This is a genomic window from Actinomadura syzygii, assembly GCF_008085905.1.
GTDB lineage: Bacteria > Actinomycetota > Actinomycetes > Streptosporangiales > Streptosporangiaceae > Spirillospora > Spirillospora syzygii.
In genome coordinates this window covers 33,302-57,674 of the sequence record NZ_VSFF01000008.1, presented here as the reverse complement: position 1 = coordinate 57,674, position 24,373 = coordinate 33,302, and the positions used below count along the sequence as shown (strand labels likewise).

General features: G+C 71.1%; 28 protein-coding genes. 15 read left to right on the top strand and 13 right to left on the bottom strand.

Going from position 1 to position 24,373, the window contains the following annotated elements:
- Positions 1-152 precede the first annotated feature (152 nt).
- The 4 genes from FXF65_RS20785 to FXF65_RS20770 all read right to left on the bottom strand — a co-directional run bounded on the left by FXF65_RS20785 (position 153) and on the right by FXF65_RS20770 (position 2,197).
- On the bottom strand, positions 153-359 hold the full coding sequence (locus FXF65_RS20785; protein WP_148351664.1) for a hypothetical protein: 207 nt from the start codon (positions 357-359) through the stop codon (positions 153-155).
- Positions 360-601: 242 nt separating this feature from the next.
- Positions 602-1,015, bottom strand: a complete 414-nt coding sequence (locus tag FXF65_RS20780; protein WP_148351663.1) for a hypothetical protein — start codon at positions 1,013-1,015, stop codon at positions 602-604.
- An 11-nt stretch (positions 1,016-1,026) separates the two neighbouring features.
- The gene (locus FXF65_RS20775) at positions 1,027-1,764 is read right to left on the bottom strand and encodes a hypothetical protein (protein ID WP_148351662.1); all 738 of its coding nucleotides are present in this window, start codon (positions 1,762-1,764) and stop codon (positions 1,027-1,029) included.
- Between the two features lie 46 nt (positions 1,765-1,810).
- Positions 1,811-2,197, bottom strand: a complete 387-nt coding sequence (locus FXF65_RS20770; RefSeq protein ID WP_187412428.1) for an ATP-binding protein — start codon at positions 2,195-2,197, stop codon at positions 1,811-1,813.
- A 228-nt stretch (positions 2,198-2,425) separates the two neighbouring features.
- Here FXF65_RS20770 and FXF65_RS20765 point away from each other — a divergent pair, with 228 nt between their 5' ends.
- Positions 2,426-3,235, top strand: a complete 810-nt coding sequence (locus FXF65_RS20765) for a helix-turn-helix domain-containing protein (protein ID WP_187412427.1) — start codon at positions 2,426-2,428, stop codon at positions 3,233-3,235.
- The gene (locus FXF65_RS20760; RefSeq protein WP_148351659.1) at positions 3,232-3,432 is read left to right on the top strand and encodes a DUF397 domain-containing protein; all 201 of its coding nucleotides are present in this window, start codon (positions 3,232-3,234) and stop codon (positions 3,430-3,432) included. Before FXF65_RS20765 ends, FXF65_RS20760 begins: the two co-directional genes overlap by 4 nt.
- Positions 3,433-3,527: 95 nt before the next feature.
- Here FXF65_RS20760 and FXF65_RS20755 read toward each other — a convergent pair whose 3' ends face one another.
- Complete coding sequence (locus FXF65_RS20755; RefSeq protein WP_187412426.1) at positions 3,528-4,871, bottom strand: DUF7927 domain-containing protein; 1,344 nt, start codon at positions 4,869-4,871, stop codon at positions 3,528-3,530.
- A 278-nt stretch (positions 4,872-5,149) separates the two neighbouring features.
- On the opposite strand from FXF65_RS20755, the gene FXF65_RS44730 reads away from it, so the two are divergent.
- Both FXF65_RS44730 and FXF65_RS20745 read left to right on the top strand, forming a co-directional pair.
- The gene (locus FXF65_RS44730) at positions 5,150-5,611 is read left to right on the top strand and encodes a hypothetical protein (protein ID WP_222868653.1); all 462 of its coding nucleotides are present in this window, start codon (positions 5,150-5,152) and stop codon (positions 5,609-5,611) included.
- A gap of 40 nt (positions 5,612-5,651) precedes the next feature.
- On the top strand, positions 5,652-5,993 hold the full coding sequence (locus tag FXF65_RS20745) for a hypothetical protein (RefSeq protein ID WP_148351657.1): 342 nt from the start codon (positions 5,652-5,654) through the stop codon (positions 5,991-5,993).
- 28 nt (positions 5,994-6,021) lie between these two features.
- Here the strand turns inward: FXF65_RS20745 and FXF65_RS20740 are convergent, their stop codons facing one another.
- Entirely contained in the window at positions 6,022-6,762 is a 741-nt protein-coding gene (locus tag FXF65_RS20740; RefSeq protein WP_246198975.1) for a MerR family transcriptional regulator, read from the bottom strand.
- Positions 6,763-6,803: 41 nt separating this feature from the next.
- On the opposite strand from FXF65_RS20740, the gene FXF65_RS20735 reads away from it, so the two are divergent.
- Positions 6,804-7,262, top strand: coding sequence for a DUF6194 family protein (locus tag FXF65_RS20735; protein WP_148351656.1), 459 nt, complete (start codon positions 6,804-6,806; stop codon positions 7,260-7,262).
- Between the two features lie 5 nt (positions 7,263-7,267).
- On the opposite strand, the gene FXF65_RS20730 is transcribed toward FXF65_RS20735, so the two are convergent.
- Positions 7,268-8,443, bottom strand: a complete 1,176-nt coding sequence (locus FXF65_RS20730; RefSeq protein ID WP_148351655.1) for a CapA family protein — start codon at positions 8,441-8,443, stop codon at positions 7,268-7,270.
- A 201-nt stretch (positions 8,444-8,644) separates the two neighbouring features.
- Here FXF65_RS20730 and FXF65_RS20725 point away from each other — a divergent pair, with 201 nt between their 5' ends.
- From FXF65_RS20725 to FXF65_RS20690, 8 genes are all read left to right on the top strand, one after another.
- The gene (locus FXF65_RS20725) at positions 8,645-9,019 is read left to right on the top strand and encodes an ArsR/SmtB family transcription factor (protein ID WP_342787430.1); all 375 of its coding nucleotides are present in this window, start codon (positions 8,645-8,647) and stop codon (positions 9,017-9,019) included.
- Positions 9,016-9,513 (top strand): SRPBCC family protein, encoded by a 498-nt coding sequence (locus FXF65_RS20720; protein WP_148351654.1) that lies wholly within the window; start codon positions 9,016-9,018, stop codon positions 9,511-9,513. Before FXF65_RS20725 ends, FXF65_RS20720 begins: the two co-directional genes overlap by 4 nt.
- Positions 9,514-9,559: 46 nt before the next feature.
- Positions 9,560-10,414 carry an endonuclease/exonuclease/phosphatase family protein gene (locus FXF65_RS20715; RefSeq protein ID WP_148351653.1) on the top strand — a complete coding sequence of 285 codons (855 nt, stop codon included), beginning with the start codon at positions 9,560-9,562 and terminating at the stop codon, positions 10,412-10,414.
- Positions 10,415-10,529: 115 nt separating this feature from the next.
- On the top strand, positions 10,530-11,063 hold the full coding sequence (locus FXF65_RS20710) for a 2,4'-dihydroxyacetophenone dioxygenase family protein (protein ID WP_148351652.1): 534 nt from the start codon (positions 10,530-10,532) through the stop codon (positions 11,061-11,063).
- 3 nt (positions 11,064-11,066) lie between these two features.
- Positions 11,067-12,311 (top strand): MFS transporter, encoded by a 1,245-nt coding sequence (locus FXF65_RS20705; RefSeq protein WP_148351651.1) that lies wholly within the window; start codon positions 11,067-11,069, stop codon positions 12,309-12,311.
- The gene (locus FXF65_RS20700) at positions 12,308-13,324 is read left to right on the top strand and encodes a 2,3-butanediol dehydrogenase (RefSeq protein WP_148351650.1); all 1,017 of its coding nucleotides are present in this window, start codon (positions 12,308-12,310) and stop codon (positions 13,322-13,324) included. The genes FXF65_RS20705 and FXF65_RS20700 overlap by 4 nt, the downstream gene beginning before the upstream one ends.
- On the top strand, positions 13,321-14,064 hold the full coding sequence (locus tag FXF65_RS20695; RefSeq protein WP_148351649.1) for an SDR family NAD(P)-dependent oxidoreductase: 744 nt from the start codon (positions 13,321-13,323) through the stop codon (positions 14,062-14,064). The genes FXF65_RS20700 and FXF65_RS20695 overlap by 4 nt, the downstream gene beginning before the upstream one ends.
- A gap of 57 nt (positions 14,065-14,121) precedes the next feature.
- Positions 14,122-15,072: a helix-turn-helix domain-containing protein gene (locus FXF65_RS20690; protein WP_148351648.1), complete on the top strand. Its 951-nt coding sequence runs from the start codon at positions 14,122-14,124 to the stop codon at positions 15,070-15,072.
- Here FXF65_RS20690 and FXF65_RS20685 read toward each other — a convergent pair.
- The 4 genes from FXF65_RS20685 to FXF65_RS20670 form a co-directional block, all read right to left on the bottom strand.
- Positions 15,069-15,845, bottom strand: a complete 777-nt coding sequence (locus tag FXF65_RS20685) for an enoyl-CoA hydratase/isomerase family protein (RefSeq protein WP_148351647.1) — start codon at positions 15,843-15,845, stop codon at positions 15,069-15,071. The genes FXF65_RS20690 and FXF65_RS20685 overlap by 4 nt on opposite strands.
- 70 nt (positions 15,846-15,915) lie before the next feature.
- Entirely contained in the window at positions 15,916-17,049 is a 1,134-nt protein-coding gene (locus FXF65_RS20680; protein WP_148351646.1) for an acetyl-CoA C-acetyltransferase, read from the bottom strand.
- A gap of 117 nt (positions 17,050-17,166) precedes the next feature.
- Positions 17,167-19,215, bottom strand: a complete 2,049-nt coding sequence (locus FXF65_RS20675; protein WP_222868652.1) for a DHA2 family efflux MFS transporter permease subunit — start codon at positions 19,213-19,215, stop codon at positions 17,167-17,169.
- Positions 19,216-19,330: 115 nt separating this feature from the next.
- Complete coding sequence (locus FXF65_RS20670; RefSeq protein ID WP_187412424.1) at positions 19,331-19,750, bottom strand: hypothetical protein; 420 nt, start codon at positions 19,748-19,750, stop codon at positions 19,331-19,333.
- A gap of 107 nt (positions 19,751-19,857) precedes the next feature.
- On the opposite strand from FXF65_RS20670, the gene FXF65_RS43850 reads away from it, so the two are divergent.
- Both FXF65_RS43850 and FXF65_RS20665 read left to right on the top strand, forming a co-directional pair.
- Positions 19,858-20,025, top strand: a complete 168-nt coding sequence (locus tag FXF65_RS43850; protein ID WP_187412423.1) for a hypothetical protein — start codon at positions 19,858-19,860, stop codon at positions 20,023-20,025.
- Positions 20,026-20,164: 139 nt separating this feature from the next.
- A complete protein-coding gene (locus FXF65_RS20665) occupies positions 20,165-21,004 on the top strand; it encodes a class I SAM-dependent methyltransferase (protein WP_148351645.1) in 840 nt (279 codons plus the stop codon).
- A gap of 22 nt (positions 21,005-21,026) precedes the next feature.
- Here the strand turns inward: FXF65_RS20665 and FXF65_RS20660 are convergent, their stop codons facing one another.
- Together FXF65_RS20660 and FXF65_RS20655 are read right to left on the bottom strand one after the other, a co-directional pair.
- Positions 21,027-22,022: a zinc-dependent alcohol dehydrogenase family protein gene (locus FXF65_RS20660; protein ID WP_148351644.1), complete on the bottom strand. Its 996-nt coding sequence runs from the start codon at positions 22,020-22,022 to the stop codon at positions 21,027-21,029.
- A 2-nt stretch (positions 22,023-22,024) separates the two neighbouring features.
- The gene (locus FXF65_RS20655; protein WP_148351643.1) at positions 22,025-24,367 is read right to left on the bottom strand and encodes an ATP-binding SpoIIE family protein phosphatase; all 2,343 of its coding nucleotides are present in this window, start codon (positions 24,365-24,367) and stop codon (positions 22,025-22,027) included.
- Positions 24,368-24,373: the final 6 nt, after the last annotated feature.

Genomic DNA, 24,373 nt, shown 5'->3' with positions numbered 1-24,373 from the left:
TCTGACCGCACCCGGTCACGCCACCGGGTCACACCACCGGGGCACGCCACCTGAATCTCACTTCGCGAGATGGCGCCGAAGACGTGTACGGCAGGTGAGCGCGGGGCCGGATCACGTCGGCGCCGGGCCCGGCGCCGACCGGGATCGCCGGCTCAGAGGCTCAGGCAGCGGACGGGAGCCGTGACGAGAGGCACCAGGTTCGCGCTTCCGGAGTTCGACGCCGAGGAGAGCGTGCAGTTGATCACGCTCGCGGGGTCGGGCTTGGCGGCGGCGGGCTTGGCGCCGGCGGGCAGGGCCAGCGCGGCGACGGCGGCCGTGGCCAGCGCGGCCACGGTGACGCAGCGGGTGAGAGCACTCATGCGACTACCTCGCTTACTCACGGTCATTGAATTGACACGAAGAGTAGCAGCGTGAACGCGGAGAGCACGGGCGCCATGATCGGCGGGTCGTCGCCGGAAGGGGTTTGTGGTGGCCGTGGGTCCCCCGACGTCCACGGCCACCGAACAGTCAGACGTCCACGGCCCCCGGAGAGTTCGCGTTTCCCGTATACGATTTCTCGTTCCCTGGTCAGCCGCCTTCGACGTCGGCGCGGGACAGCACGTCAGCGGACATCAGCACCTGGATTTCGCGCCCGCGTCCCGTGAGGACTTCGGTGTACGGGCTCTCGACCTCCATCAAGCGTCGGCCAGTCCCGAAGCGTGATCACGGCAGCCGCGAAAACCCCGGCGAGCGCCGCCATGAACACCGTCTGGTGCGGTTTCCATTCACCCCGCCGGACGTGTTGGACGTGCCGGGCGAACGCGAGCGGCAGGACCACCGCCAGCAGCACGCCGGTCAGCGTCGCCGCGCCCAGGAACGTGCCGACCACCACGCCGATCACGTCGCCGAAGTTGACGGAACTCGCGAGCGAGAACGCGACGTGCCAGTTGTAGTGGGCCACGGCCAGCAGGCGCAGCAGCAGGAACAGGATTCCGCCGAGCCCCACCGCGTTCACGCCGGTCGCCTTCGACGCCACCGCCCGTCCCCCTACTTCGCCGAGGGGCGGCCCGCGACGAGGTCGCTCAGCCTGTCCCCGAGCCGCTGGAGGGGCTGCCGGTAGCGGCGTTCCCGCTTCTCGGCGCGGCGGGCCTTGCGGGAGCCCGGCGAGTACCGGCGGCGCGCCCACGGCGACCCGGGCCGGGCCAGCCGGACGGCCCCGACGATCGCGACGATGCCGATGAACACGCCGATCAGGCCCGTCCAGACCTTCCCCTTGGCCATGGCGACGACGGCGACGCACATGTCGAACAGGAGGACGAGCACGATGGCCCAGAAGCCGTCCCCGGCGGCGTCGTCCACGCCCAGCGGACGCAGGCCGAGCAGCATCAGCCCGCACAACGCGATCGTGATGAACACGACCTCCACCGAGAGGCGTCCCTGCTGGCTCCAGTAGACGTCCTCCAGGTGCAGGACGAGGGCGAACTCGTCCAGCACCAGGGCCGCGCCCACGCCGAAGACCGCCGCCGTCGCCGCCGCCCAGCCGGACGACCCGTCCTCGACGGCCAGCCCGCCCACGCCGCCGACGCACATGAAGACGAGGCCGAACACCACGTGATGGATGTGCTGCCCACCGGGCGTGACGTTCCCCGGCCACCAACGGACCTGCGCCCTGATCATCCGGACGCTGACCCGGATGAACAGGAAACCGGCGATGAACGCCACGAGGAAGCAGAACAGCCGCAGCCGCCCGGCGTCCGTGATTTCCCGTGTGAACCAGTTCCCCACGTCGCAGACCTTCCGCGGACGGCCCCAGGGCACACCCAACGGTTGGTTACCGAAACTTCGCCTTGAGGACGGCCCAGACGCACTTTCCCTCGAACTCGTCCCGCACTCCCCGCTTCTCGGAGAGCGAGTCGACGATTCCGAGCCCCCAGCCGCCGGGGTCGGGAGCGTCGTCCGCCACCGGGACACGCGGAACCGACATGTCGGGCGTAGACGGCCTCGGCCATACCGGCGAGGAGTCCCACACCTCCACGCAGAGGCCGTCGTCCGCGAGACCCATCCGCAGGGTGATCCCGCGGTAGGGGGTCGCGTGGACGGCGTTCGTGAGCAGCTCCGACGCGACCTGCACGGCCGCGCTGACGGTCTCGCGGGCGAGCCCCCACTGCAACGCCTGCGCCTCGACGATCAGCCGCCCCTCCCGGACGGCCTCCGGCACCGCTTGAAGCCCCCGCCGAAACGCACGCGGCGCCGCCACCGTCCTTTCCACTCGAACCAAACATCCCGTTATGTCGAACCCCCGCCCCACCTCATTCCGCCAAACGATCATTTCCCCCACCACTCCCTTCGCTTCTTGTGAGCAATCCGCTGCACATCGTGGGAGGTTCCCGTTATCGTCGGAAGTGGGGTCGGTTTTGTTGAACTCGATAGTTCCGGAGGGCAACTCGTGGTGAATCGGAAGCAACTCGACCCGACCGAGTCGGCGGCGGCACTTTTCGGGGCAAAGCTCCGGAAGCTTCGCGACAAAGCCGGACTTTCCCAATCACAACTGGCGGACGCGATCGGCTACTCCAACGACACGATCTCCAAGGTCGAGACCGCCGCGCAGGCCCCGTCCTTCCAACTGGCCGAGCGCCTGGACGCCCACTTCGGCACCGACGACCAGTTCCAGGAGCTCCAGCCCCTCGCCGCCAAGGAGGGCATCCCCTCCTTCTTCCGCCCCTACGCCAGCCTGGAGAGCACCGCCAACGCCATCCGCGTCTACGAGTCCATCGCGGTGACCGGGCTGTTCGAGACCGAGGACTACGCGCGCGCCGTGCTTCGACCCGGGCAACGCACCAGCGTGCTCGACCGCGCGGTGAGCACGCGAATGGCCAGGCAGGAGATCCTGGAGCAGGAGGACCCGCCCTGGATAGTGGTCCTAATGCAGGAAGCGACGATCCGGAAGATCGTCGGAGACAACGAAATCACCAAGGCCCAGCTCGCTCGGCTCTTGGATCTGGGCAAGGAGCCCAACATCAGCATCCGGATCGTCCCTGCTGAGGCTCAGCTTTTTCCTTCCAGCGGATTCACGCTGTTCGGCTGCGAGGGAGAGCCGGAGATCGGTTTCGTGGAAGGCGCAGGCGGTACCGGCCGCGTGATCGAACTAAGCTCCCATGTGGAGCAGCTTCGACAGCTGTGGGACCTCATCAGCAGTGCGGCCATGACCGAAATGGCCTCAGAAGCTCTGATCCGAGAGGTGATGGAGGGCTTGTGAAGGACCTGAAACACGCCGCCTGGCGCAAGAGCAGCTACACCGGCCAGGAAGGCGGTACCTGCGTCGAACTGGCTGACCTCGACACCACCGTGGGCGTCCGCGACAGCACCGACCCCCACGGACCCGTTCTCCAGTTCAGCCGCCCGGCCGTAGCCGGGCTCATCAGCCGCATCAAGGCCGCCGAACTCGACCGATAGCCGTCCCCCCAAAGCCCCCTCTACGGAGGGGGCTTTCTCATTCTCTGCCATGGGCAAGGAGCCCCAGGCATTCCCAGGGCCCCTTGCACAATGGGTCAGTGCTTGCGATGAACCTTGGTGTTGGTTTTCAGGACGCAGTTCCATCGCTTGTCGGATGACTTGCAGTGCCAGGTGAGAACGTTGCGCAGCACCCCCGGGTCGCAGGCGATCACCGTGTAGGTGATCTCGGCCGTCTGACCGGGTTGCAGGTCACCGATCCAGGTCAGGGTGTGGTCGGTCAGGCGGGCGGTGCCGACGCTGGCGTGGATCGGTCCCTTGAGACGGCCGTTGTCGAGGACGTCGGCCAGGTCATCGGTGAACGTGGCCTTGCGGAAGACGCCGGCGCAGGTATTGGTAACGCGGATGCGATAGTGCACCGTCCCTCCGACTGGCACCTTGGCCCGGTCGGTGCTCTTCTCGACCTTGAGTTTTTCGTTCGGACACGGTGCCGGATGGGGCTTGGTCGGCGTCGGCGTCGGCGTAGGTTCCGTGGGCGTGGGCGTGGGCGTCGGCGTAGGTGGGACGCCGCACGACTCGGTGTCGTAGGTGAGTGTCACTTCACCGTCGCCCTGGCGGACGCCGGTGTTGTAGGTGGCATCGGCGGGGCCGAGGCTTGAGCCTCCCGCACCGCCGCCCGCATACATGGTGCTGGCCGAGGAGGAGCCGCCCGCGCCACCGCCCTGCGCGCCTCCGCCGCCCCCGCCGCCCGTTCCCATGTGCGGGTCCTGGAGGTTCACCGCGCCGTCTCCGCCGACGCCGTCGACCGCGTCGCCGCCGGGGAGACCGGCCTGGTCGGACTCCGAGACGGGCTGCCCCGCCGCGCCGCCCTTGCCCGCGGAGGTGCCGCCTCCGCCCGCGCCGGGCTGGTCCGGGGTGCCGCCGTCGGTGCCGGTACGGCCGCCGTCCCCGCCGTGGCCCGCCGACGTGTCGGCGAAGCTGCCCGCGCCGCCGCCGCCTCCACCTGCGATGATGAGCGGCTCCAGGGCGAGGCTGACCTTCGTCGCCCCGCCACCGCCGCCGCCGACGGTGCCGTTGCCGGGAATGCGCTCCTGGCTGAACGCGCCGGGCTGGCCGCCCCCGCCGTAGCCGCCTCGCGCGGGCGTTCGAGCGTTGGGGTCTCCGCCGGTGCCCGCGCCGCCGACGTCGATCGTCAGCGCGTCCCCGGGAGTGACCGGAACAGTGGCGATGACCTCACCACCGCGCCCCCCGGGAGACCCGTAGACGGCGTTGCCGCCCGCGGCTCCGAAGGCGTCCACCGTCAGCTCGCAGACCCCTTCCGGGACCGTGAACGTCTGCGGCGCTCCGGTGTAACTGAACGTCCGGCTGACCTGCTGCGCGTGTGCGGCGACCGGCACGAGTGCCAGCGCCGCGGCCGTCGTTGCTCCCGCGAAGAGGGGCAACCACTTAGAGTTAAGTTTAATCACATACAGTAATGTAAGCTGGTGCGAGCCAAGAAGTGACCGCACTCCGGCCATGAACTCCCCACGCCGCAGAGCGCCCTTCGGCGCCTTGGCTGCACCTCGTAAGCACACGGGCCGCAATCTGCGCGCCGGAACTCTTCATTTTTGGATTGAAAATTAAAAAATTGACGGCGAGTGGACGGCGCTGGAACCCTGATCAAGGTCACCGAGGAAGGCTCTTCATGACCTGGTGACTACGGGGAAACAGAGGGGAAAGCATGCTTCTCACCACTTCCGTCAAGGTAGGTCTGTCGACTGCCGTCGTCGCGTCGGCGCTGCTGATTCCGACCGGGGCTTCGGCGTCCGCGGCGTCCCCCGCCTCCGGGAAGACCCTCAGCGCGGCCACCAGCTTTGACGCCAAGTGCAGGAGTCACAGCCGCACCTACATCCTTAAGAGGTACTACCGGGGGCCTCGGGCCTTCACCCTGCGCTGCGGCACGCGAACGTGGGGTTGGAAGCACATCAAGGCGCGTCACGGCTGGAACAACACGATGGACCGGAAGATCGGCACCGCGATCTGGTCCGGTGACCCGAACGGGCGCGGCGGCTATTCCACATACGCGAATCAGTGCCCGCGGAGGGAGAAGTTCCGCACCATCATCGGTACTCCGGCGGGGAGCAACGACCTCCTGACCGCCTACCCGGTCAATGCGCTCGCAGCGGCCGGAGCCGCCTGCTAGGCACGTGTTCGGGCGCGGGACGAGGTGAAATGGTGGTCCTGTGGAAGAACAGACGCAGGCCGAGCAGGCCCTGAGTCGCTCGTACGTCACCGTTGACGGGGTCCATTTCGACATCACCGACCTGTCGGTCGAGCACGATCCGGACCGAGGGCCGACGTTGACGTACCGGCTGACCGTACGCCGCCAAGACCATCCGGATGAACACTGGGTGGTCACGCTCCCCTGGCACGACAAGTCCTGGGTGGACGTTCTCACCTCGCCCGCGCCCTCTCCCGAAAGACTCCGGCAGCTCGTACATCTCGTCCACACTCATCTGGAAGAATGGTGGGATACGAAGGGATATAATCGGCAGTCGGCGAAAATGGGACGGCGACTCGACTGATCATTCCTTCATTTCCCGAAGCTGTGATTCACTGCCCCGGGGTTGGTTGGACGATCTCAGCGAGGGTGGTTCCTGCCCGCAAGAGAGCCAGGGCGCGTTGGGCGATGGTGTTCAGGCGGGTGTCGAGCGCCTCAAGGGAATGGCTCACGTCGTGAAGATCTCGGATCGCCGTTATGGCTTGCCGGACGTCCGGGATGCGGTATCCGGCGGCTCGCAGGGCCGCGGTGATGCGGGCCTCGCGGATCGCGGTGAGGTGGTAGCGGCGGGCCGTTCCGGCTCGCGTTGGCATGCGCTCTGGGGTTACCAGGCCCATTTGCTCCCAGAAGCGGAGTGTCGAGGCGCGCAGGCCCAGCGCTCGTGACAGTTCGGTGATGGTCATCGAGTCGGCTTCTACGGGGACTGCGTCGGTCGTCGCTTCGGCGCGAATGGCGCGGAGCGCCTCGCGAGCGGCGAGTGCCTGTTCTCGTTCGTGGTTAAGACGGGCGTGGAAGGAGCAGAGGAGGGCCGCCGCTTGGTCCAGCGGCAGCGAACGGATGTCGCGCATAGCTCGACGTGCTTCGACGGGCCCCACCGCGTGGGCGAGATCGCGGTAGGCGCGTAGGTCGCGAACGTGGGTCGCGGAGAAGCTTCGGTAGCCGTTGGGCGCCCGGGAAGCAGCCGGGATGACACCGCGCGCCTCCAGGTCGCGGATCTGCTGGACCGAGTAGCCGGTCGCCGCCGCCACGGCCGCGGTACTCAGAGGCTTCACCTCCGAATCGTCCTGGCCCACGAGCGAACCCTCCATAAGCACTTCAAGTCCACGCTTGAACCATGAGTATGAAGCAGATTCTTGCGGCGGTCCGCGCGTTCGACGGGGTGCTTGAGCTGGCGCCGTCCGAGGGAAGCGAGTTCCCGGAGATCGCGTGGGGCGACCACTTCTTCTACTACGCGCCCGACGGGCAGGTACCGCAGCGCGAGCAGCCCTACGCCACCATCGTGACGAAGAACTACCCCGACGACAGCCTGAGCGACCTCGACCGTCCCGATCGGTGGCGGCTGAACATCCACGTCGGCAGGCCCGCGTTCACCCGACTCATCGGGGAGGATCCGCGCGAGGAAGCGGGCTCGCCGGTCGACTTCGCGATGGCCGACACCCTCCTGCCTCACCCGGTCTATCGCGCGCAGGGGTGGGTCTCGATCGTCAATCCCGGCGCGGAGACCAGTTCGCTGGCGCTCCGCCTTCTGGGCGAGGCGCACGAGGCGGCTCGTCGGCGAGCCGTCCGCCGCTGACGGTCCTACTTCGGCGGCGACGCGATCGGGACGTTGAATCCGAGGCTCCGCACGACTTTCGTCGTGCGTGCCACGGTCGCCTGGTTACCGGAATTCTTGCCCAGCGTCCGGAGCCTGATGGGCGGGCCCGCCGTGACGAGAGTCGGGACGAAGGCGGGCTGCGCTCTCCACCGGTTCTGCGCGTCCCGGCTGAAGGTCAGCCAGGCGATGAGCCCTTCGTGAGTGGTCTGCTCGTTCGCGGTCGGGTTGGCGACCTGGTTCCCCATTCCGTACACGACCCATTTACCGTTGATCTGCTCGAAAGGCTGCACGACGTGAGCATGGCAGCCGATGATCAGGTCAATGTTATTCGAGGCCAGCAATGTCTTCGCCAGGCGTCGCTGCTCGGACGTGGCCGCGTGCTGGTATTCCGTCCCCCAGTGGAGGCTGAGTATCACGACCTCGGCACCGGCCTGCTTGGCACGGGCCGCGTCCGAGAGAACCCTGTCGGGGTTGATCGGCGTGTTCACGAGCCAGGTTTTCCCGCCGGGCGCCGAAATGCCGTTGGTCCCATAGGTGTAGGAGAGCTGCGCGACCTTGACGCCCTTCACCGTCATGAGGTTGATCTGCTTCGCCTCTTCCGGGCTTCGGGCCGTCCCGGCGTGCCGGAGGTCCACCCTGTTCAGGTCGTCGATCGTCCGGCGGACGCCCGGTTCGCCCTGGTCAAGCGAGTGGTTGGACGCCGTGGAGCACGTGTCGTAGCCCACCCCGCGGATCGCGTCCGCGATCTGCGGCGGTGAACTGAACATCGGATAACCCTCAAAAGGCCCCGAGGGCGGAGCCAAAGGCGTTTCGACGTGGCAGACGCCCAGATCCGCCTTACCGATATAAGGCTTGAGCTGCGCGAGCATCGGCGTGAAGTCGAAGCCTTTCTTGTCCCTCGCACGCGCGTCCGCGGCGGCCTGTTTGGTGACGGGTTCGTGGAGAAGGAAGTCGCCCGTCCCCGCGACGGTGAACCGGCCCGTTCCGGGAGCGGCCGATTCGGTCGCCCCCCGCTGCCCCGCCGGACGCTCGTTGTCGCCGCTGCAACCCGACAGCGCGGCGAACCCGAGCGCGCCGACCAGCAGAACGCTCGTCGCCCCTCTGCCGCGAGTGGGCCACCGCGCGTTCGGGGCCTTCCGAATGCATGCCGAAGTTCCCATGCGTAGGTCATCAACATATTAATTCACTCGAAACGACGCCTTACCGGAAGCTGGACCGGCATTAGTAAGACTTTGGGGAAAATGCCTGGCCACCATGAACACCGGCAAATACGGACGATTCCCCGGCCGTCGAAGAGCCTGCGCCCTTACGAACGTCCACCCCGGGGCTCGGCTCGACAAGACGTGTAACACGATGGTTACATGTCCTCCATGGACGCCTTCGCCGCCGCGGCCGATCCGGTGCGCCGCCGGATCGTGCTGCTGCTCGCCACCGGCGGCCCGCGCACGGCGGGCACGCTGGCCGCCGCGTTCCCGGAGATCAGCCGTCCGGCGGTGAGCCGCCACCTGCGCGTGCTGCGCGAGGCGGGGCTCGTCACGGCCGAGACGGCGGGACGCGAGCGGCACTACCGCGCCGACCCCGGCCCCCTCCGGGAGATCGACCGGTGGCTGGCCGCCGTCCGCGGGGAGGCGTGGGAGCAGCGGCTCGACGCCCTGGACACCGAGGTCCACCGCACCCGGCGCGACCGGCGAACGTCCGCCGAATCGACCGACACCGCGAAGAGGAGCGCAGGATGACACCACCGCCCACCGGCCGGTTGCTCACCACGGCGACCGGCTCCGACCTGCAACTGACACGCCACTACAAGGCCCCGATCGAGGACGTGTGGGCCAGCGTCACCGAGTCCGAGCGGACGGCGCGCTGGTTCGCGAGCTGGACCGGCGACGGCAGGCCGGGCGCCACGGTGCGGCTCACGCTCGTCCACGAGAAAGGCGCGCCCGAGAGCGACATGACGATCCTCGCCTGCGAGCCGCCCCACCGCTTGGAGGTCGAGACGGTCGACGAGTACGGCCGCTGGCACCTGGAGGCCCGGCTCGCCGAGGCGGACGGCGAGACGACGCTGACCTTCCTCCACCATCTCGACCCGGGAACGGACGTCACCACGACCGGTCCGGGCTGGGAGTACTACCTCGACATGCTCACCGCCTCCATGACGGACGCCCCCAAGCCCGATTTCGACGACTACTACCCCGCCCAGGTCGCCTACTACGAGGGCCTCGCCGCCGAATAGGCCAGAATGCCCGAATGGCCAGGAGACTCCAGGAGAGGGCGGCCGAATGCGGGTGCTGAGCTGGAACGTGTGGTGGCGGTTCGGTCCCTGGGAGGCCCGCCGGGAGGCGATCGCGTCCACCCTGGCGAGCCTCGACTGCGACCTCGTCGGCCTCCAGGAGGTCTGGGACGACGGCGGGGAGAACAGCGGCGGCGGGGAGAACAGCGGCGGCGGGGAGAACCTGGCCGGATGGCTCGCCGACCGGCTCGGCATGCACTGGACGTGGGCGGCCTCGGACCGTCCGGGCCGCTGGCACGCCCGCCTGGACGGCTCGACCGCAGGCGTCGGGGACGCGATCCTCAGCCGCTGGCCGATCATCGACCGCGCCGTCCTGCGGCTGCCCGCCGAGGGCGGCCGGGACGACGGCCACCAGGCCCTCTTCGCCCTCGCGGACGCGCCCGTCCACCCGGTGCCGTTCTTCACGACGCATCTCAACTCGGGGCCGCACGAGTCGGCCGTCCGCTGCGCGCAGGTCGCCGCCCTGGCCGGTTTCGTCGCCGGCCACCGGGGCCGCTCGGCCTTCCCGCCCGTCCTCACCGGGGACTACAACGCCCTCCCCGACTCGGACGAGATGCGGCTGCTCGGCGGGTACCGCACCGCGCCGCCCGTCCCCGGCCAGGTCTTCCTGGACGCCTGGGAGTACGCCGACCCAGCCGCCCCGGCGAACACCTGGGACCCGGCCAACCCCTACGCCGCGCTCACCCGCGAGCCGCCCGGACGCATCGACTACGTCCACGTCGGCCCGCCCGGACCGGGCGGCGCCGGGCACGTCCGCTCCGTGCGCCGCGCGGGAGACGGGCCCGTGGACGGCGTCTGGCCGTCCGATCACGCCGCTGTGCTGGCGGAACTGGCGTCTCCGTAGGCCGTCCGGCCGCGGATGTCTGGGATCTGCAAACGCCGGGGTCCGGGAAAGGAAAGACGGGGGCGGCCGGCGCGAGGTTCACTCACGGGAACGTGCTGTGAGAGGAGCCGTTCACATGCCTGAAACCCCCGGTTCGGAGTTCTGGAAGAACCTCAAGCCGATCGAGAACTCCCTGAAGCCGGACGCGCTGCCGGAGGTCTACATCCCGAATGTGGCCACCGACGACGACCGGTACTACGTGCCGTTCACCGAGACGGTCGGGTCCCGCCCCCTGTGGATCAACGTCAAGGACAACACCTGGTCCGACGTCCTGCGGTCCAAGGAGGCCGGGCTCGTCAACCGGCACTACCACCCGCACGAGGTGTTCGCCTACACGATCTCCGGCAAGTGGGGCTACCTGGAGCGCCCCTGGACGGCGACCGCGGGCGACTTCGTCTACGAGTCCCCCGGCGAAGGCCACACGCTCGTCGCCTACGAGCACGAAGAGCCCATGAAGACGCTGTTCATCGTCAAGGGCCCGCTCATCTGGCTGGACGAGAACGGCGACACCGCCGGGTACTTCGACGTCCACGACTACATCGACATGTGCCGCAAGCACTACGACAAGGTCGGACTGGGCGCGGACTACATCGACTCGCTGTTCCGGTAGCCCATGGTCACCCTGCTGAAGCGCGCATCGCCCGCGACGACCCCGGACCGGTACGAGAACCGGTTGCTGGCCGTCCTGTTCCTGGCGTTCGGCTTCGTGTTCTTCGACCGGCAGGCCCTCGCGTTCCTCGCCCCGTACATGGACGACGACTTCGGCCTGTCGAACTCGCAGCTCGGCTTCCTGTCCGGGGTGCTCGCGCTGACATGGGCGCTCGCGGGGATGTTCGCCGGGAGCCTGTCGGACCGCATCGGCAGGCGCAAGCCGATCCTGATCGGGGCGGTCCTGCTGTTCTCGCTGTTCTCGTCGGCGTCCGGGCTGATGAGCGGCTTCCTCGGGCTGCTCGCGGCGCGGGCGCTGATGGGCACCGCGGAGGGCGCGGTCCTGCCGATGTCGCAGTCGCTCATGGTCGAGGCGTCGCGGGAGTCGCGGCGCGGGCTGAACATGGGCCTGCTGCAGGGGTCGTCGGCGGGCCTGCTCGGCGGGATCGTCGCGCCGGTCGTCGTCGTGTGGATGGCGGACTCGTTCGGCTGGCGGACGGCGTTCTTCGTCACGATCATTCCCGGCCTGATCGTCACCGCGCTGATCGCGAAGTTCGTGCTGGAGCGGCCGCCCCGCGCGGCCAGGGCGGAACCCGAAGCGCCGGTGGAGAAGACCCCGGTCAAGGACGTCCTGCGGCTGCGCAACGTCGTGATCTGCATGCTGATCGCGCCCTGCTACCTGACGTGGTTCGTCACGCTGATCACCTTCACCCCCAAGTACCTGACCGACGAGAAGGGCTGGGGCTCCGGGACGATGAGCGCCGTCATGACCTGCCTCGGCGTCGCCTGGGTGCTGTGGGGCTTCGCGACCCCGGGGATCTCCGACCGGATCGGCCGCCGCAAGGCGCTGATCGGCTTCACGCTGCTCGCCGTCTGCTGCCCGATCGCCGTCGTGTACGTGGACAGCCCGCTGCTGCTCGGCACGCTGATGATCCTCACCTACACGGGGCTCGGCTGCTTCACGCTGTTCATGGCGACGATCCCGGCCGAGACCGTGCCGCGGGCCGCGCTCGGCGTGATCATGGGCGTGGGCGAGCCAGCGGGCGGGTTCCTCGGCCCGCTGGTCGCCGGGCGCGCGTCCGACATCTGGGGACTGGACGCGGCGATGTTCATCGCCGCGGGAGGGGCGGCGCTCGTGGTGCTGCTGTCGTTCGGCCTCCGCGAGACGGCCCCGGCCGTACTGCGCCGTCGTCAGGCGGTGACCTCGTGAGGGCTGCCGTCTGGCATGGGCCCAGGGACGTGCGGGTCGAGGACGTCGCGCCTCGCCTTCCCGGCCCCGGCGAAGTGTCGGTCACCGTCGCGTACTGCGGTATCTGCGGCAGTGACCTGCACGAATACGCAGACGGGCCGCACGCGATCCCGGTCAAGGAGCCGCACCCCGAGTCGGGACGGACCGCCCCGCTGACCCTCGGCCACGAGTTCTGCGGGACGGTCGCCGCCGTCGGCCCCGGCGTCACCGGGTTCGAGCCCGGCGACCCCGTCGCCGTCGAGCCGCACTACCGGTGCGGCGAGTGCGCGCGCTGCGAGGCGGGCGAGTACAACCTGTGCCGCCACTTCGGGTTCGCCGGGCTGATGGGCGACGGCGGGCTCGCCGAGCGCGCGGTCGTGCCGTCCTACATGCTGCACCGGCTGCCGGACGACCTCCCGCTGGAGCAGGCGGCCGTGTTCGAGCCCGCGGCGGTCGCGCTGCACGGCATCCGCAGGTCCGGGCTCCAGGAGGGCGAGACCGTCGCGGTCGTCGGACTCGGCCCGATCGGGCTGCTGGTCGTGCAGCTCGCCGTCCGGTACGGGGCCGGGAAGGTGATCGGGTGCGACCCGTCCCCGACCCGCCGCGCGCTGGCGAGGCGGCTCGGCGCGGCGGACGTCGTGGACGCCGGTGAGCTGCCGCCCGGCCTCGCCGACCTCGCCTTCGAGGCGGTCGGCGCGGAGCGGACGCTGAACGACTGCCTCGCCGCCACCCGGCGCGGCGGCCGGGTCGTCCTGCTCGGCCTCGGCGGGATGTTCGCGATCGACGCGTTCGCGCTGGTCAACAACGAGCAGTCGATCATCACGTCGGTCGGGTACCGGGACTGCCATCCCGAGCTGATCCGGCTCGCGTCCGAGGAGGGCATGGACTTCGCGTCCATCGTGACCTCGGTCGTCCCGCTGGACGAGGTCGTCCGCGACGGGTTCGAGACGCTGCTGAACACGATGGAGGAGATCAAGGTGCTGGTGCGGCCATGACCGACGTCACGGAGGGGTTCGCGCCGGGGCTGTTCGCCGGGCGGCGGGTGTTCGTCACCGGCGGGACGTCCGGGATCGGGTCGGCGACGGCCGTGCTGTTCGCCGAGCTCGGGGCCGAGGTCACCGCCCTCGGGCTGCTGCCGGCCGACCCGGACGAGCTGCCGCGCCACGCCGCCGTCCGGGTCGTCGAGCACGACGTGCTGGACGACGGCGAGCTGACCCGGCTGATCGCCGAGACCGACCCGCTGGACGTCCTCGTGAACTGCGCGGGCGTCAGCCACGACCGGGACGAGTACGACCTCGGCCGGTGGCGCCGCGTCCTGGAGATCAACCTGACCGCGACGATGGTGGCGTGCCAGGCGGCCCGTCCGGCGCTCGCCCGGCGCGGCGGCTCGATCGTGAACGTGTCGTCGATGTTCGCGTTCTCGGGGAGCCGCGACCGTCCCGCCTACAGCGCGAGCAAGGGCGGGATCTCGCAGCTCACCAAGTCGCTCGCGGCCGAGTACGCGGCGGACGGCGTCCGGGTCAACGCGATCGCGCCCGGCTTCGTGATCACCCCGCTGGCCCGCGGCCTGCTGGACGATCCGCCCGCCGCGGCGGCCGTCCTCGCGCGGATCCCGGCGGGCCGGTACGGGCGGCCGGGCGAGATCGCGTCGGTCGCGGCGTTCCTCTGCTCGCCCGCCGCGTCCTACATGACCGGCGCGATCCTTCCGGTCGATGGAGGCTACCTGGCGGTTTGACGGGTAAAGCGGCGTAGGCTCCGTCTAAGGCCGCCCGTCACCGGGAGGAAGAGACCAATGCCGGGACCCGCACAGATGATCTCCCAGGCCAGCACGGAGGACGTCGATCCGCGCGAGCGGATCGCGTTCTGGGAGGAGTACAACCGCAGAGCGCTGGTCGGGCTGTCCGTGTCCGCCTACTCGGAGCACGGGCTGCTGGCCCGGCAGACCAACTTCGACCTCGGCGACGTCCGGCTGGCGGAGATCAGCGGCAACGCGCACGCCGTCGAGCGGACCCCGCAGGTCGCGCGGTCCACGCCGAAGGACTCCGTCTTCGCGACGCTGCTGGTCAAGGGCGAGGCCGTGTTCCTGCACGAGCACGGCTGCCTGTCCGCCGCCGCCGGCGACCTCGTCGTGTACGACACGCGCCGCCCGTACCTGTTCGGGTTCTCGTCGTCGATGCGGCAGTTCCTGGTGGACGTCCCGCGCGACCTGTTCGTGGAGGAGTGCGTGTCGGGCGGCGTCGCCGCGCCCATGCTGTTCGGGCGCGGGACGGCCCGCGAGGGCGAGCTGCTCGGCGCGCTCCGCTCCGTCCTGGAGAACCCCGGCGCGGACGGCCCGGAGGGCGCCCGGAACACCGTCCTCGACCTGATCAGGATGCTCGCCACCGAGCGCGCGGGCGGCGGCGACGCGCCCGCCGCGTACCGGACGCAGCTCATCGTCGCCAAGGACTACATCGAGCGGCACCTGCACGACATCTGCCTCACCCCGGGCCAGGTCGCCGGGGTGATGGCGGTGTCGTCGCGGCACCTCGGCCGGATCTTCGAGTCGGCGGGGACGACGCCCGCCAAGTACATCCTGGAGCGCCGCCTCCAGCGCGCCCACGACGAGCTGACCGCTCCGGGCGCGGCCGACACGACGATCGCGGACGTCGCCTACCGCTGGGGCTTCTCCAGCCAGGCGCTGTTCGCCCGGCACTTCCGGGCCCGGTTCGGCCGCACGCCGTCCGAGACCCGCGCGGGCCGCTAGCGGCCCTTGAAGTCGGGCGGACGGTTCTCCAGGAAGGCCGTGATGCCTTCCTTGGCGTCCTCGGTGGCGGCCAGTCCGACGAGTTCGCCGAGCAGGTAGGCGACCTGGTCCTCCAGCGGGCGCCCCTGAACCGCGAAGAAGGCGTCGCGGCCGCAGCGCAGGCCGACCGGGCTCTTGGACGCGATCACGGCGGCCAGCCCGTCGACGCGGGCATCGAGCTCCGCGCGCGGGACGACCTCGGTGACCAGGCCGATCTCGCGTCCCTCGGCGGCGGTGATCCGGGAGCCGGTGTAGTACAGCTTGAACGCGTGCTTCGGCGCGACGTTCCGGTCGATGATCGCCATGATCATCATGGGCCACAGGCCGACGTTGACCTCGGGGGTGGCGAGCTTGACGTCGTCCGCCGCGATCACCAGGTCGCAGGCGGCGGCGAGGCCGAGGCCGCCCGCGACGGCGTGCCCGGCGAGCCGCGCGATGATCGGCTTGCCGAGTCTCGGGAACGCGGTGAACAGCCGGAACGGGGCGCTCTCCCGGATGTCGGCCACGGCCAGGCCGTCCCGGTCGAGGCCGCCGAGGTCGGCTCCGGCGCAGAACGCCCGGTCCCCCGCCCCGGTCAGGACGATCACCCGCACGGCGTCGTCGGCCGTCGCCCGCTCGAAGGCGGCGAGCAGCTCCCCGATCATCTGGTCGTCGAGCGCGTTGCGGGCGTCGGGCCGGTTCAGCGTGATGCGCGCGACCCGATCGTCCACCGAGTAGAGAACCGTCTCGTCCATGTCCAGCCTGTTCCCGGCCGCCGCACGCGGCCCGCCCGTCCAGCCCTGTGCGGGCGGGCCGCGGCGGGGGCTACAGCCGCTCGATGATCGTGGCGTTGGCCTGGCCGCCGCCCTCGCACATGGTCTGCAGGCCGTACCGTCCGCCGGTGCGCTCCAGCTCGTGCAGGAGCTTGGTCATCAGGATGCCGCCGGTCGCGCCGAGCGGGTGCCCGAGCGCGATCGCGCCGCCGTTCGGGTTCGTCTTCTCCAGCGACGCGCCCGTGTCGCGCGCCCACGCCATCGGGACGGGCGCGAACGCCTCGTTGACCTCGAACACGTCGATGTCGCCGATCTTCAGCCCGGACCGCTCCAGCGCCCGCTCCGTCGCCGGGATCGGCCCGGTCAGCATGTAGACCGGGTCGGAGCCGGTCACCGAGAGGGTGTGGATGCGGGCGCGCGGCGTCAGGTTGTGCCGCTTCACCGCAGCCTCGGACGCGATCAGCAGCGCGGACGCGCCGATCGAGATCTGCGAGGCCAGCGCGGCGGTCATCCGCCCGCCCTCGCGCAGCACCTTGAGGCCCGCCATCTTCTCCAGCGTCGTGTCGGGACGGGCGCCCTCGTCCTTGGTCAGCCCCGCGATCGGCGCGATCTCGCGGTCGAAGTAGCCCGCCTCGATCGCGGCGGCGCCGCGCCGGTGGCTCTCCAGCGCGAACCGCTCCATCTCCTCGCGGCTGAGGTCCCACTTCTCGGCCATCAGCTCCGCCCCGCGGAACTGGGAGATCTCCTGCATGCCGTAGCGCTCGGCCCAGCCCTCGCCGAACGGGAAGTCCATCCCCTGGACGATGGTGGCGCCCATCGGCACCTTGGCCATCTGCTCCACGCCGGAGGCGACGACGAGGTCCTGCGTGCCGGACAGGACGCCCTGCGCGGCGAAGTGGATCGCCTGCTGCGACGAGCCGCACTGCCGGTCGATCGTCACGCCGGGCACGCTCTCCGGCAGCCCGGCCGACAGCCACGCGGTGCGCGCGACGTCGAGGGTCTGCGGGCCGACCTGCATGACACAGCCCATGATCACGTCTTCGACCGCGGACGGGTCGACCCCGGTGCGGTTGACGAGCTCCTTGAGCACGTGGGCCCCGAGGTCGGCCGGGTGGACGTCCTTGAGGGCGCCCTTCTTGGTGCCGACGGGGGTACGGACCGCGCCGACGATGTACGCCTCGGCCACTGCGCCTCCAAGTGGTGGGGTGGGTTCCGTCCCGGGAAACCGAGCGAGATTCGGTCTGTTGCTACGAGGTTACATCGCCCGCGCGTCGTGCGGGCTGTGAAGTCGGTCTCCGGCCTGCTACGCCCCGGCCGGGCCGCCCTGTCCGGCCGCGGGACGCCGGCCGAGCACGTCGCCGTCCGCGTCGTCCCCGAGGGACTCCTCCGCGAGCCGCCGCAGGACGTCGGTCAGCTCGGGATGCGCCTCCGGCGACCAGCCGTCCAGGTGCCGGGAGAGGCCCTCGCAGCGCGTGCGGAACAGCCGCTCGGCGGCGACCTCCCCGGACGGGGTGACGGTGAGCGTCCCGTCGACGCGGCGGACGTAGCCGTCGTCCACCAGCCGGTCGATGTACGGGCGGCCCTGCTCGACGCTGACCCCGGCGCGGTCGGCCAGGTCGGCGCCGGGGACCGTGCCGTCCCTGGCGATCCGGCACAGCGCCCACACGCTGCCCGGCGGCAGGTCCACGCCGGAGCGGGCGGCGAGCCGGCCGTAGAGTTCGCGGGCCTTCGGGTCCTTGCGCATCAGCTCGCTCAGGCAGCGCTCGATCTCGTGCCTGGACGACCGGACGGTCGGCGCCGCCCCGAACCCCTCGCCGTAGTCGCGCGCCGCCGAGGTGGCCCGCAGCGGCACCTCGCGCAGGAACCACGTCAGCACGAACGCCGCGGCCGCCACCGGGACGGCCCAGAAGAACACCGCGTCGATCGACTGCGCGTAGGCGTGCAGCACGCCCTCCTTCACGGTGGCCGGGAACCGGTCGAGCAGGCTCGGGTTCCCCTGGACGGCCGCCGGGTCGAACCCGCGCGGCAGCCGCGGACCGAGGTCGGTGATGTGCCGGGCGAGCTGGTTGCTGAAGATCGACCCGAACACCGCGACGCCGAACGACCCGCCGATCTGCCGGAAGAACGTGACGCCGGACGTCGCCGACCCGAGGTCCTCGTACGGCACGGCGTTCTGCACGGCGATCACGAGCACCTGGAGCACCAGCCCGAGCCCGAAGCCGAGCAGCGCGAACCGCAGGCTCATCGCGAGGACGGTCGAGTCCTCGTCCAGGCTCGAACACAGGTAGAGCGCCAGCGCGATGATCGGCGTGCCCGCCATCGGGAAGATCTTGTAGTGGCCGAACCGGGTGATGAGCTGCCCGGAGCCGATCGAGGCGATCAGCATGCCGAGCATCATCGGCAGCAGGTACACCCCGGACAGCGTCGGCGACACCCCGTGCACCACCTGGAGGAAGATCGGCAGGAACGTCAGCGCGCCGAACATCGCGAAGCCGACCGCGAAGCTGATCGCCGCGCCCAGCGAGAACACCGAGTTCGCGAACAGTTTCGGCGGCATGATCGGCTCGGCGGCCCGGCGCTCCACGAGCACCCACACCGCGATCAGCGCGACCGACCCGGCGGCCAGCCCGATGATCGGGGCGGACAGCCAGTCGTAGCGCGTCCCGCCCCAGGTCGTCATCAGGACGAGCCCGACCGCCCAGCCGACGATCAGCAGCGTGCCGAGGTAGTCGATGCGGTGCCGCTCCCGCTCGCCGCCCGCGTGCAGCACCGCCGCGATCACCAGCAGCGCGACGATCCCGATCGGGACGTTGATGTAGAACACCCAGCGCCAGGACAGGTTGTCCACGAACCAGCCGCCGAGCAGCGGCCCGCAGACGCTCGCCACCCCGAACACCGCGCCGAACAGCCCCTGGTACCGGCCGCGCTCGCGGGGCGGGACGACGTCCCCGACGATCGCGACGACCAGCACCATCAGCCCGCCGCCGCCGAGGCCCTGCAGCGCCCGGAAGACGATCAGTTGCAGCATGTCCTGGGACAGGCCGCACAGCGCCGACCCGACCAGGAAGATCACGATGGACGTCTGGAACAGCCGCTTGCGCCCGTACTGGTCGCCGAGCTTGCCCCACAGCGGCGTCGACGCGGTCGAGGCGAGCAGGTACGCCGTCACGACCCAGGACAGGTGGTTCAGCCCGCCGAGGTCGCTGACGATCGTCGGCAGCGCCGTGGACACGATCGTCTGGTCCAGCGCGGCGAGCAGCATCGCCAGCATGAGCGCGCCGAGGATGACGTAGAGGTCCCGGCCCACCGGCATGTCCCGCTCGTCCCGCGCCGCCGCCGTCTCCGCCGCCATGCCGCCGCTCCTCGCTCGTCCTGAGCAAACGGGGAGGATCTACCCATGACACGGGCGGGATCACGTCCTGACCGCGGGTTCGGGGGCCGAAGCCCCCGCCCCGGTCCGGCGGGCGTCAGCCGAACAGGTCGCGGGCGACCTTGGCGGCGCCGAGCCCGGCCGCCGCGCCCGCGATGCCGACCGCCCCGGCGGTGGCCCACAGCGGCAGGCCGGGACGCGTCCGGACGGCGCTCATCGTGTCCGCGGCGTCCACGGCGAGCCCGACCCGCGCCCACAGCGCCCGTCCGGAGCCGTCCCGGCTCAGCAGGTAGCCCGCGCCGAGCGCGACCTCCCGCGCGCCGAACGCCCGGACGAGGTACTCGCGGCCCGGGTCGGCGCCGCCGCCCATGCCCATGGCCCGGCCGGTCAGCCGGGGCACGGCGAGCGCCGCGAGGCCGACGGCGATCCGGCCCCGCGCCAGGTTCGCCATGAGCCCGTCGAGCCGGTCCCGGCCGTCGAGTTCGTCCCGGTCGTCTACTTCCTTCGCATCTGCCACAGAGCGAGATTAGCCGGGTTGAGCCGGGCCGTCCGGACGCGGGGGAATCCGCGCCCCACCGGTCTATCGTTCTTGGAGGCGGCTCTCCCCCCGGACGGAAGGTCAGCATGGTCACCAGGGAAGGCATGATCGGCCTCGTCGTCGTGGCGCTCCTCGCCACGTTCTGCGTCCGCTGGGCCGCCGTGCGGCTCCGGCTGCCCATGCCCACGAGGTCAGCGGTGCTCATCGTGTTCGTCCTCGTGGCGATGACCATGTTCGGCAACCACATGCGGTAGCGGCGGCCGACTCGGACCGGACGAATTGCCCGCCGTCCCGAACTTCCCGCCCCGGCGGAGAGTCATAACAGGCGAAACCGGCTTCTCGCGAGTGTGACCCCGTCCGCCGGAGCCGGTCCGAGCAAAGGGAGAGCATCCGGTGACCGCGATCCGGGAGAGCGGCGCGATCGCCCCGCATCTGAGGCGACTGCTGGAGTTCGTGGAGCCCGGCCGCGACGACGTGTGCCTGGACGTGGCGCGCGGCCGCGGCCCGATGCCCGCGGCGCTCGGCCCGCAGGTGGGGCACCTCACCGCGGTCGACGCGATGCCCACGGCGGCAAGGCCCGTGCCCGCCGCCGTCTCCCCCGGGGAGCGCGCAGCGGGCTCGTCTCGGCGGATGAGCACGGTCGAATTCGGGACCGGTCCAGTCCGGATCGCGGACGGCGACTCGCCGCCCGTCGCCACCACCCGCGAGGACCGGGTGCCGCATCCGCTCGGGCCCGACCACGTCCGGGTCAAGGCCGACGCCACCGCCCTGCCCTACAGGGACAACACGTTCTCGCTGGTCACGGCCCGGTTCTCGCTGTACAACCTGGGCGATCCCGACCATGTGCTCCGCGAGCTGCTGCGGGTCTGCCGCCCCGGCGGACGGGTGATCATCGCGGATCTCGTCCGCGGCAACCTCGCCGGGCCCGACCGCGACCGCATCGAGCGGCTCCGCGACCCGGACCACCCCGGCACCCCGTCCATCGCCCGGCTCACCGAGATGATCACCTCGGCGGGCGGCAGCATCCGCCGGTTGGACGTCTTCACGGTGGAGCGTCCCATCGAGCCGTGGCTCGCCGGGTCCTGCGACGACGCGACCGCCGAGCGCATCCGCACCGCGCTCGTCGACGAGGTCGACGGCGGGCCGAAGACGGGCGCGAAGCCCCGCGTCATCGGCGGCGAGCTGTGGTTCACCCAGACCTGGGCCCACGTCGCCGCCGAACCCATCCCCTGACCCTCCACGGGACGAGGACGGCCTACGGGACGAGCACCGCCGCACCCGTGAAGCGGTCGGCGGCGAGGTCGGCGAGGGCGCGGTCGGCGTCGTCCAGGGGGTAGGCGCGGGTGGTGACGGCGACGCCGAGGCGGGCCGCCAGCGTCAGGAACTCCGCGCCGTCCGCGCGGGTGTTCGCGGTCACCGACCGGAGCGTCCGCTCCTGGAACAGGTGCCGCTGGTAGTCCAGGGACGGCACGTCGCTCAGGTGGATGCCCGCGACGGCGCACGTCCCGCCCCGGTCGAGCCGCTCCAGCGCCGCGGGGACCAGCTCCCCCGCCGGAGCGAAGATGATCGCCGAGTCGAGCGGCGCGGGCCCGGTGTCGAACGAGTCGCCCGCCCACGCCGCGCCCAGTTCGCGCGCCAGTCCCCGGGCCGCCGGGCTGCGGGTGAACACGTGCACCTCCGCGCCCTCGGCGATCGCGATCTGCGCGGCGAGGTGCGCGGACCCGCCGAACCCCCAGATCCCGAGCCGCCCGCCCGGCGGGACGGCCGCGCTGCGCAGCGCCCGGTAGCCGATGATGCCCGCGCACAGCAGCGGCGCGGCGCGGACGTCGTCCAGCTCCGGCGGCAGCGCGTAGGCGTAGGCGTCCACGGCGACGGCGAACTCGGCGTAGCCGCCGTGCGCGTCCCAGCCGGTGTAGACGGAGTAGGGGCACAGGTTCTCGGCGCCGCGGCGGCAGAACCGGCATGCGCCGCACGTCCCGCGCAGCCACGCCACGCCGATCCGGTCGCCGGTGCCGTGCAGGGTTCCGGGGCCCGCCTCGACGACCTCCCCGACGATCTCGTGGCCCGGCGTCACGCCGGGGAGATGGACGGGCAGGTCGCCCTCCGCGACGTGCAGGTCCGTCCGGCAGACGCCGCAGGCCAGCACTCGTACGAGCAGCTCCCCCGGGCCGGGGGACGGCGTCGCGCGGTCGGCGCGGCGGAGCGGCCCCGACGCGATCGGGCCCGGCGTCTCCACCGTCCAGGCGCGCATCGCTACGGGGCGAGCGGCAGCTCGAACCAGACGGCCTTGCCGTCGGGCGTCGGCCGGGCGCCCCACCGGGTGGCGAGCTGGTCGACCAGGTAGAGGCCGCGCCCGCCCTCGTCGGTCTCGCCCGCGCTGCGGATGCGCGGCAGGCGCATGTCGGAGTCGAACACCTCGACCCAGACGGCGTCCGCGCCGCGCCGCAGCCGGAGCCGGAACTCCTTGGTCGGCGGTTCGCGGCGGCCGAGGTCGGCGCCGAGGTTCCAGTCGTCCTCGTCGAACGCGCCGCCGTCGAACGGGCCCTCGAACGGGTCGGCGTCGAGGGCGGTCGTGCCGAAGTCGGTGTTGAACTGGACGGGCGGCGGCGCGCCCAGCGGCTCCCCGCCCCGTCCGGGCGGACCGGCGGGCACCGGCACGACCGGCTCGCGGCGCGGCGTCGGCGTGGCCGTCGCGTGCAGGACGACGTTCGTCACGACCTCCGACACCAGCAGGCACGCCAGCTCGGACTGCTCGTCCAGCATCCCCCAGGACGCGAACGTGTCGGCGGCCATCCGGCGGGCCTCCGACACCATGATCGGCTCGGCGTCGAAGGTGCGCTCGGCGACGGCCAGCTCGTCCCCGGCGGTGCGGATCACGACGATCGCGACGTCGTCGTCGATGTCGCCGGGCACCGCCTCGTAGGCGGCGTTCGCGATCGCCTCGACGCCGCCGCGCGCGACGGCCGAGACCGCGTTGCGGACCATCTCCCGCGACTCCTCGCGGGTGTAGTAGTCGCCGTCGTCGCGAGGCCGCCGGTCGATCAGCCCGTCGGTGTAGAGGACGAGCGTCGACCCCGGCTTCAACTCGGTCGTCTCCTCGTTGAAGAGGATCTCGCCGCCGAGCCCGGGTGCGCGCAGGCCGAGCATGCCGCCCTGGCTCTCGAACGGCAGGTCGCCGACGTGGCCGTCCACGATCAGCAGCGGCGGGTCGTGCCCGGCGTTCGCGAACTCCAGCACCCGCGACCAGGCGTCGTAGACGAAGTACGTGCAGGACACGAGCGGCGGGCGGACGAGGTCGTCGCTGTTCCACCCGGACCGCATCCGCTCGGGACGGGTCATCGTCCGCACCCACTCGTCGAGCTTGCGCAGTATGTCGGCGGGCGGCTTGTCGTCCTGGGCGAAGGCGCGCAGCGCGGCGCGGAGCTGGCCCATCACGGCGGCGGCGCGGGCGCCGCGGCCCTCGACGTCGCCGATGACGAGGCCGACGCGGCCCGCCGACAGCGGGATCACGTCGTACCAGTCGCCGCCGACCTGCGTCTGGATGCCGTGCCCGTGCGATTCCAGCGGCCGGGCCGGCTCGTACCGCCAGGCGATCTGCAGGCCGTCCAGCCGGGGCGGGCGGTCGCCGGGCAGCAGGTGCTTCTGGAACGCGAGCGCGGTGTCGCGCTCCTCCTCGAACAGCAGCGCGTTGTCGACGGCGAGCGCGACCCGGCTGGCGATCGCGCCGAGCAGGTCGCGGTCGAAGCCGTCGTAGTGCGGGTCGGGCCGCTTCGACAGGTTGGACAGCGCGAGGCTCATCACGCCGAGCAGCTCGCCGCGCACCAGCAGCGGCGCGGAGATCACCGAGGTGATGCCCATCTCGACGCCGAGCCGCCGGGACTCCTCGGACGGCGCGGAGAACCGGTGCTGCACCATGTCCTCGACGAGGACGGCGTCGCGGCGGCTCATCGCCTTCTCGCTGAAATGGCCGGGCGGGTAGCTGACCGGGTCGCCGACCTCGGCCCAGGTGCCGGGCGGCGGCTCCCAGTTCCCGGCGTGCCGCGACACCCGCCGGTAGAGCCGGTCGCCGCTGTAGAGGTCGATGAAGCAGTGGTCGGCGAACTGCGGGACGAGGGTGTCGGCGACGCGGCGGAGCGTGCTCTCCAGTTCGAGGGACCCGGCGAGCCGCTCCCCGATCCGCTCCATCAGGCCGTAGCGGTCCTGTTCGCGCTGGTTGGAGCGGAGCGCCTCGCGGGCGAAGATCACGACGCCGTCGACCGCGCCGGACGGGTGCCGCAGCGGGACGGCGTGCGCCCGCGTGTACACGGTGCTGCCGTCGGCGCGCAGGTTGCAGAAGGTGCCCTCCCACACGCCGCCCTTGAGGACGTGCTTGGCCAGCTCGGTGGCCTGCTCGTGGTCCTCCTCGGCGATGCCGAGGGACAGCACGGAGTGCCCGATGACCTCGTCCCCGCCGAAGCCGAACAGCTGGCGCGCGAAGGCGTTGCCGTAGATGACGTTGCTGAAGCGGTCGCAGACGATGACCGCCATCTCCATCTGGTTGAGGACGGTCTCGGGCGGCAGACGCGCCTCGTCAGGCGCTTCCCCCCAGTGCTTCATCTCCCC

Coding starts and splice junctions, on each gene's coding strand:
- FXF65_RS20720 (WP_148351654.1), top strand. CDS start 9,016: ATGACACCACCGCCCACCGGCCGGTTGCTCACCACGGCGACCGGCTCC.
- FXF65_RS20725 (WP_342787430.1), top strand. CDS start 8,645: ATGTCCTCCATGGACGCCTTCGCCGCCGCGGCCGATCCGGTGCGCCGC.
- FXF65_RS20705 (WP_148351651.1), top strand. CDS start 11,067: ATGGTCACCCTGCTGAAGCGCGCATCGCCCGCGACGACCCCGGACCGG.
- FXF65_RS20655 (WP_148351643.1), bottom strand. CDS start 24,367: ATGAAGCACTGGGGGGAAGCGCCTGACGAGGCGCGTCTGCCGCCCGAG.
- FXF65_RS20735 (WP_148351656.1), top strand. CDS start 6,804: ATGAGTATGAAGCAGATTCTTGCGGCGGTCCGCGCGTTCGACGGGGTG.
- FXF65_RS20675 (WP_222868652.1), bottom strand. CDS start 19,215: ATGGCGGCGGAGACGGCGGCGGCGCGGGACGAGCGGGACATGCCGGTG.
- FXF65_RS20660 (WP_148351644.1), bottom strand. CDS start 22,022: ATGCGCGCCTGGACGGTGGAGACGCCGGGCCCGATCGCGTCGGGGCCG.
- FXF65_RS20785 (WP_148351664.1), bottom strand. CDS start 359: ATGAGTGCTCTCACCCGCTGCGTCACCGTGGCCGCGCTGGCCACGGCC.
- FXF65_RS20685 (WP_148351647.1), bottom strand. CDS start 15,845: ATGGACGAGACGGTTCTCTACTCGGTGGACGATCGGGTCGCGCGCATC.
- FXF65_RS44730 (WP_222868653.1), top strand. CDS start 5,150: ATGCTTCTCACCACTTCCGTCAAGGTAGGTCTGTCGACTGCCGTCGTC.
- FXF65_RS43850 (WP_187412423.1), top strand. CDS start 19,858: ATGGTCACCAGGGAAGGCATGATCGGCCTCGTCGTCGTGGCGCTCCTC.
- FXF65_RS20690 (WP_148351648.1), top strand. CDS start 14,122: ATGCCGGGACCCGCACAGATGATCTCCCAGGCCAGCACGGAGGACGTC.
- FXF65_RS20710 (WP_148351652.1), top strand. CDS start 10,530: ATGCCTGAAACCCCCGGTTCGGAGTTCTGGAAGAACCTCAAGCCGATC.
- FXF65_RS20695 (WP_148351649.1), top strand. CDS start 13,321: ATGACCGACGTCACGGAGGGGTTCGCGCCGGGGCTGTTCGCCGGGCGG.
- FXF65_RS20715 (WP_148351653.1), top strand. CDS start 9,560: ATGCGGGTGCTGAGCTGGAACGTGTGGTGGCGGTTCGGTCCCTGGGAG.
- FXF65_RS20730 (WP_148351655.1), bottom strand. CDS start 8,443: ATGGGAACTTCGGCATGCATTCGGAAGGCCCCGAACGCGCGGTGGCCC.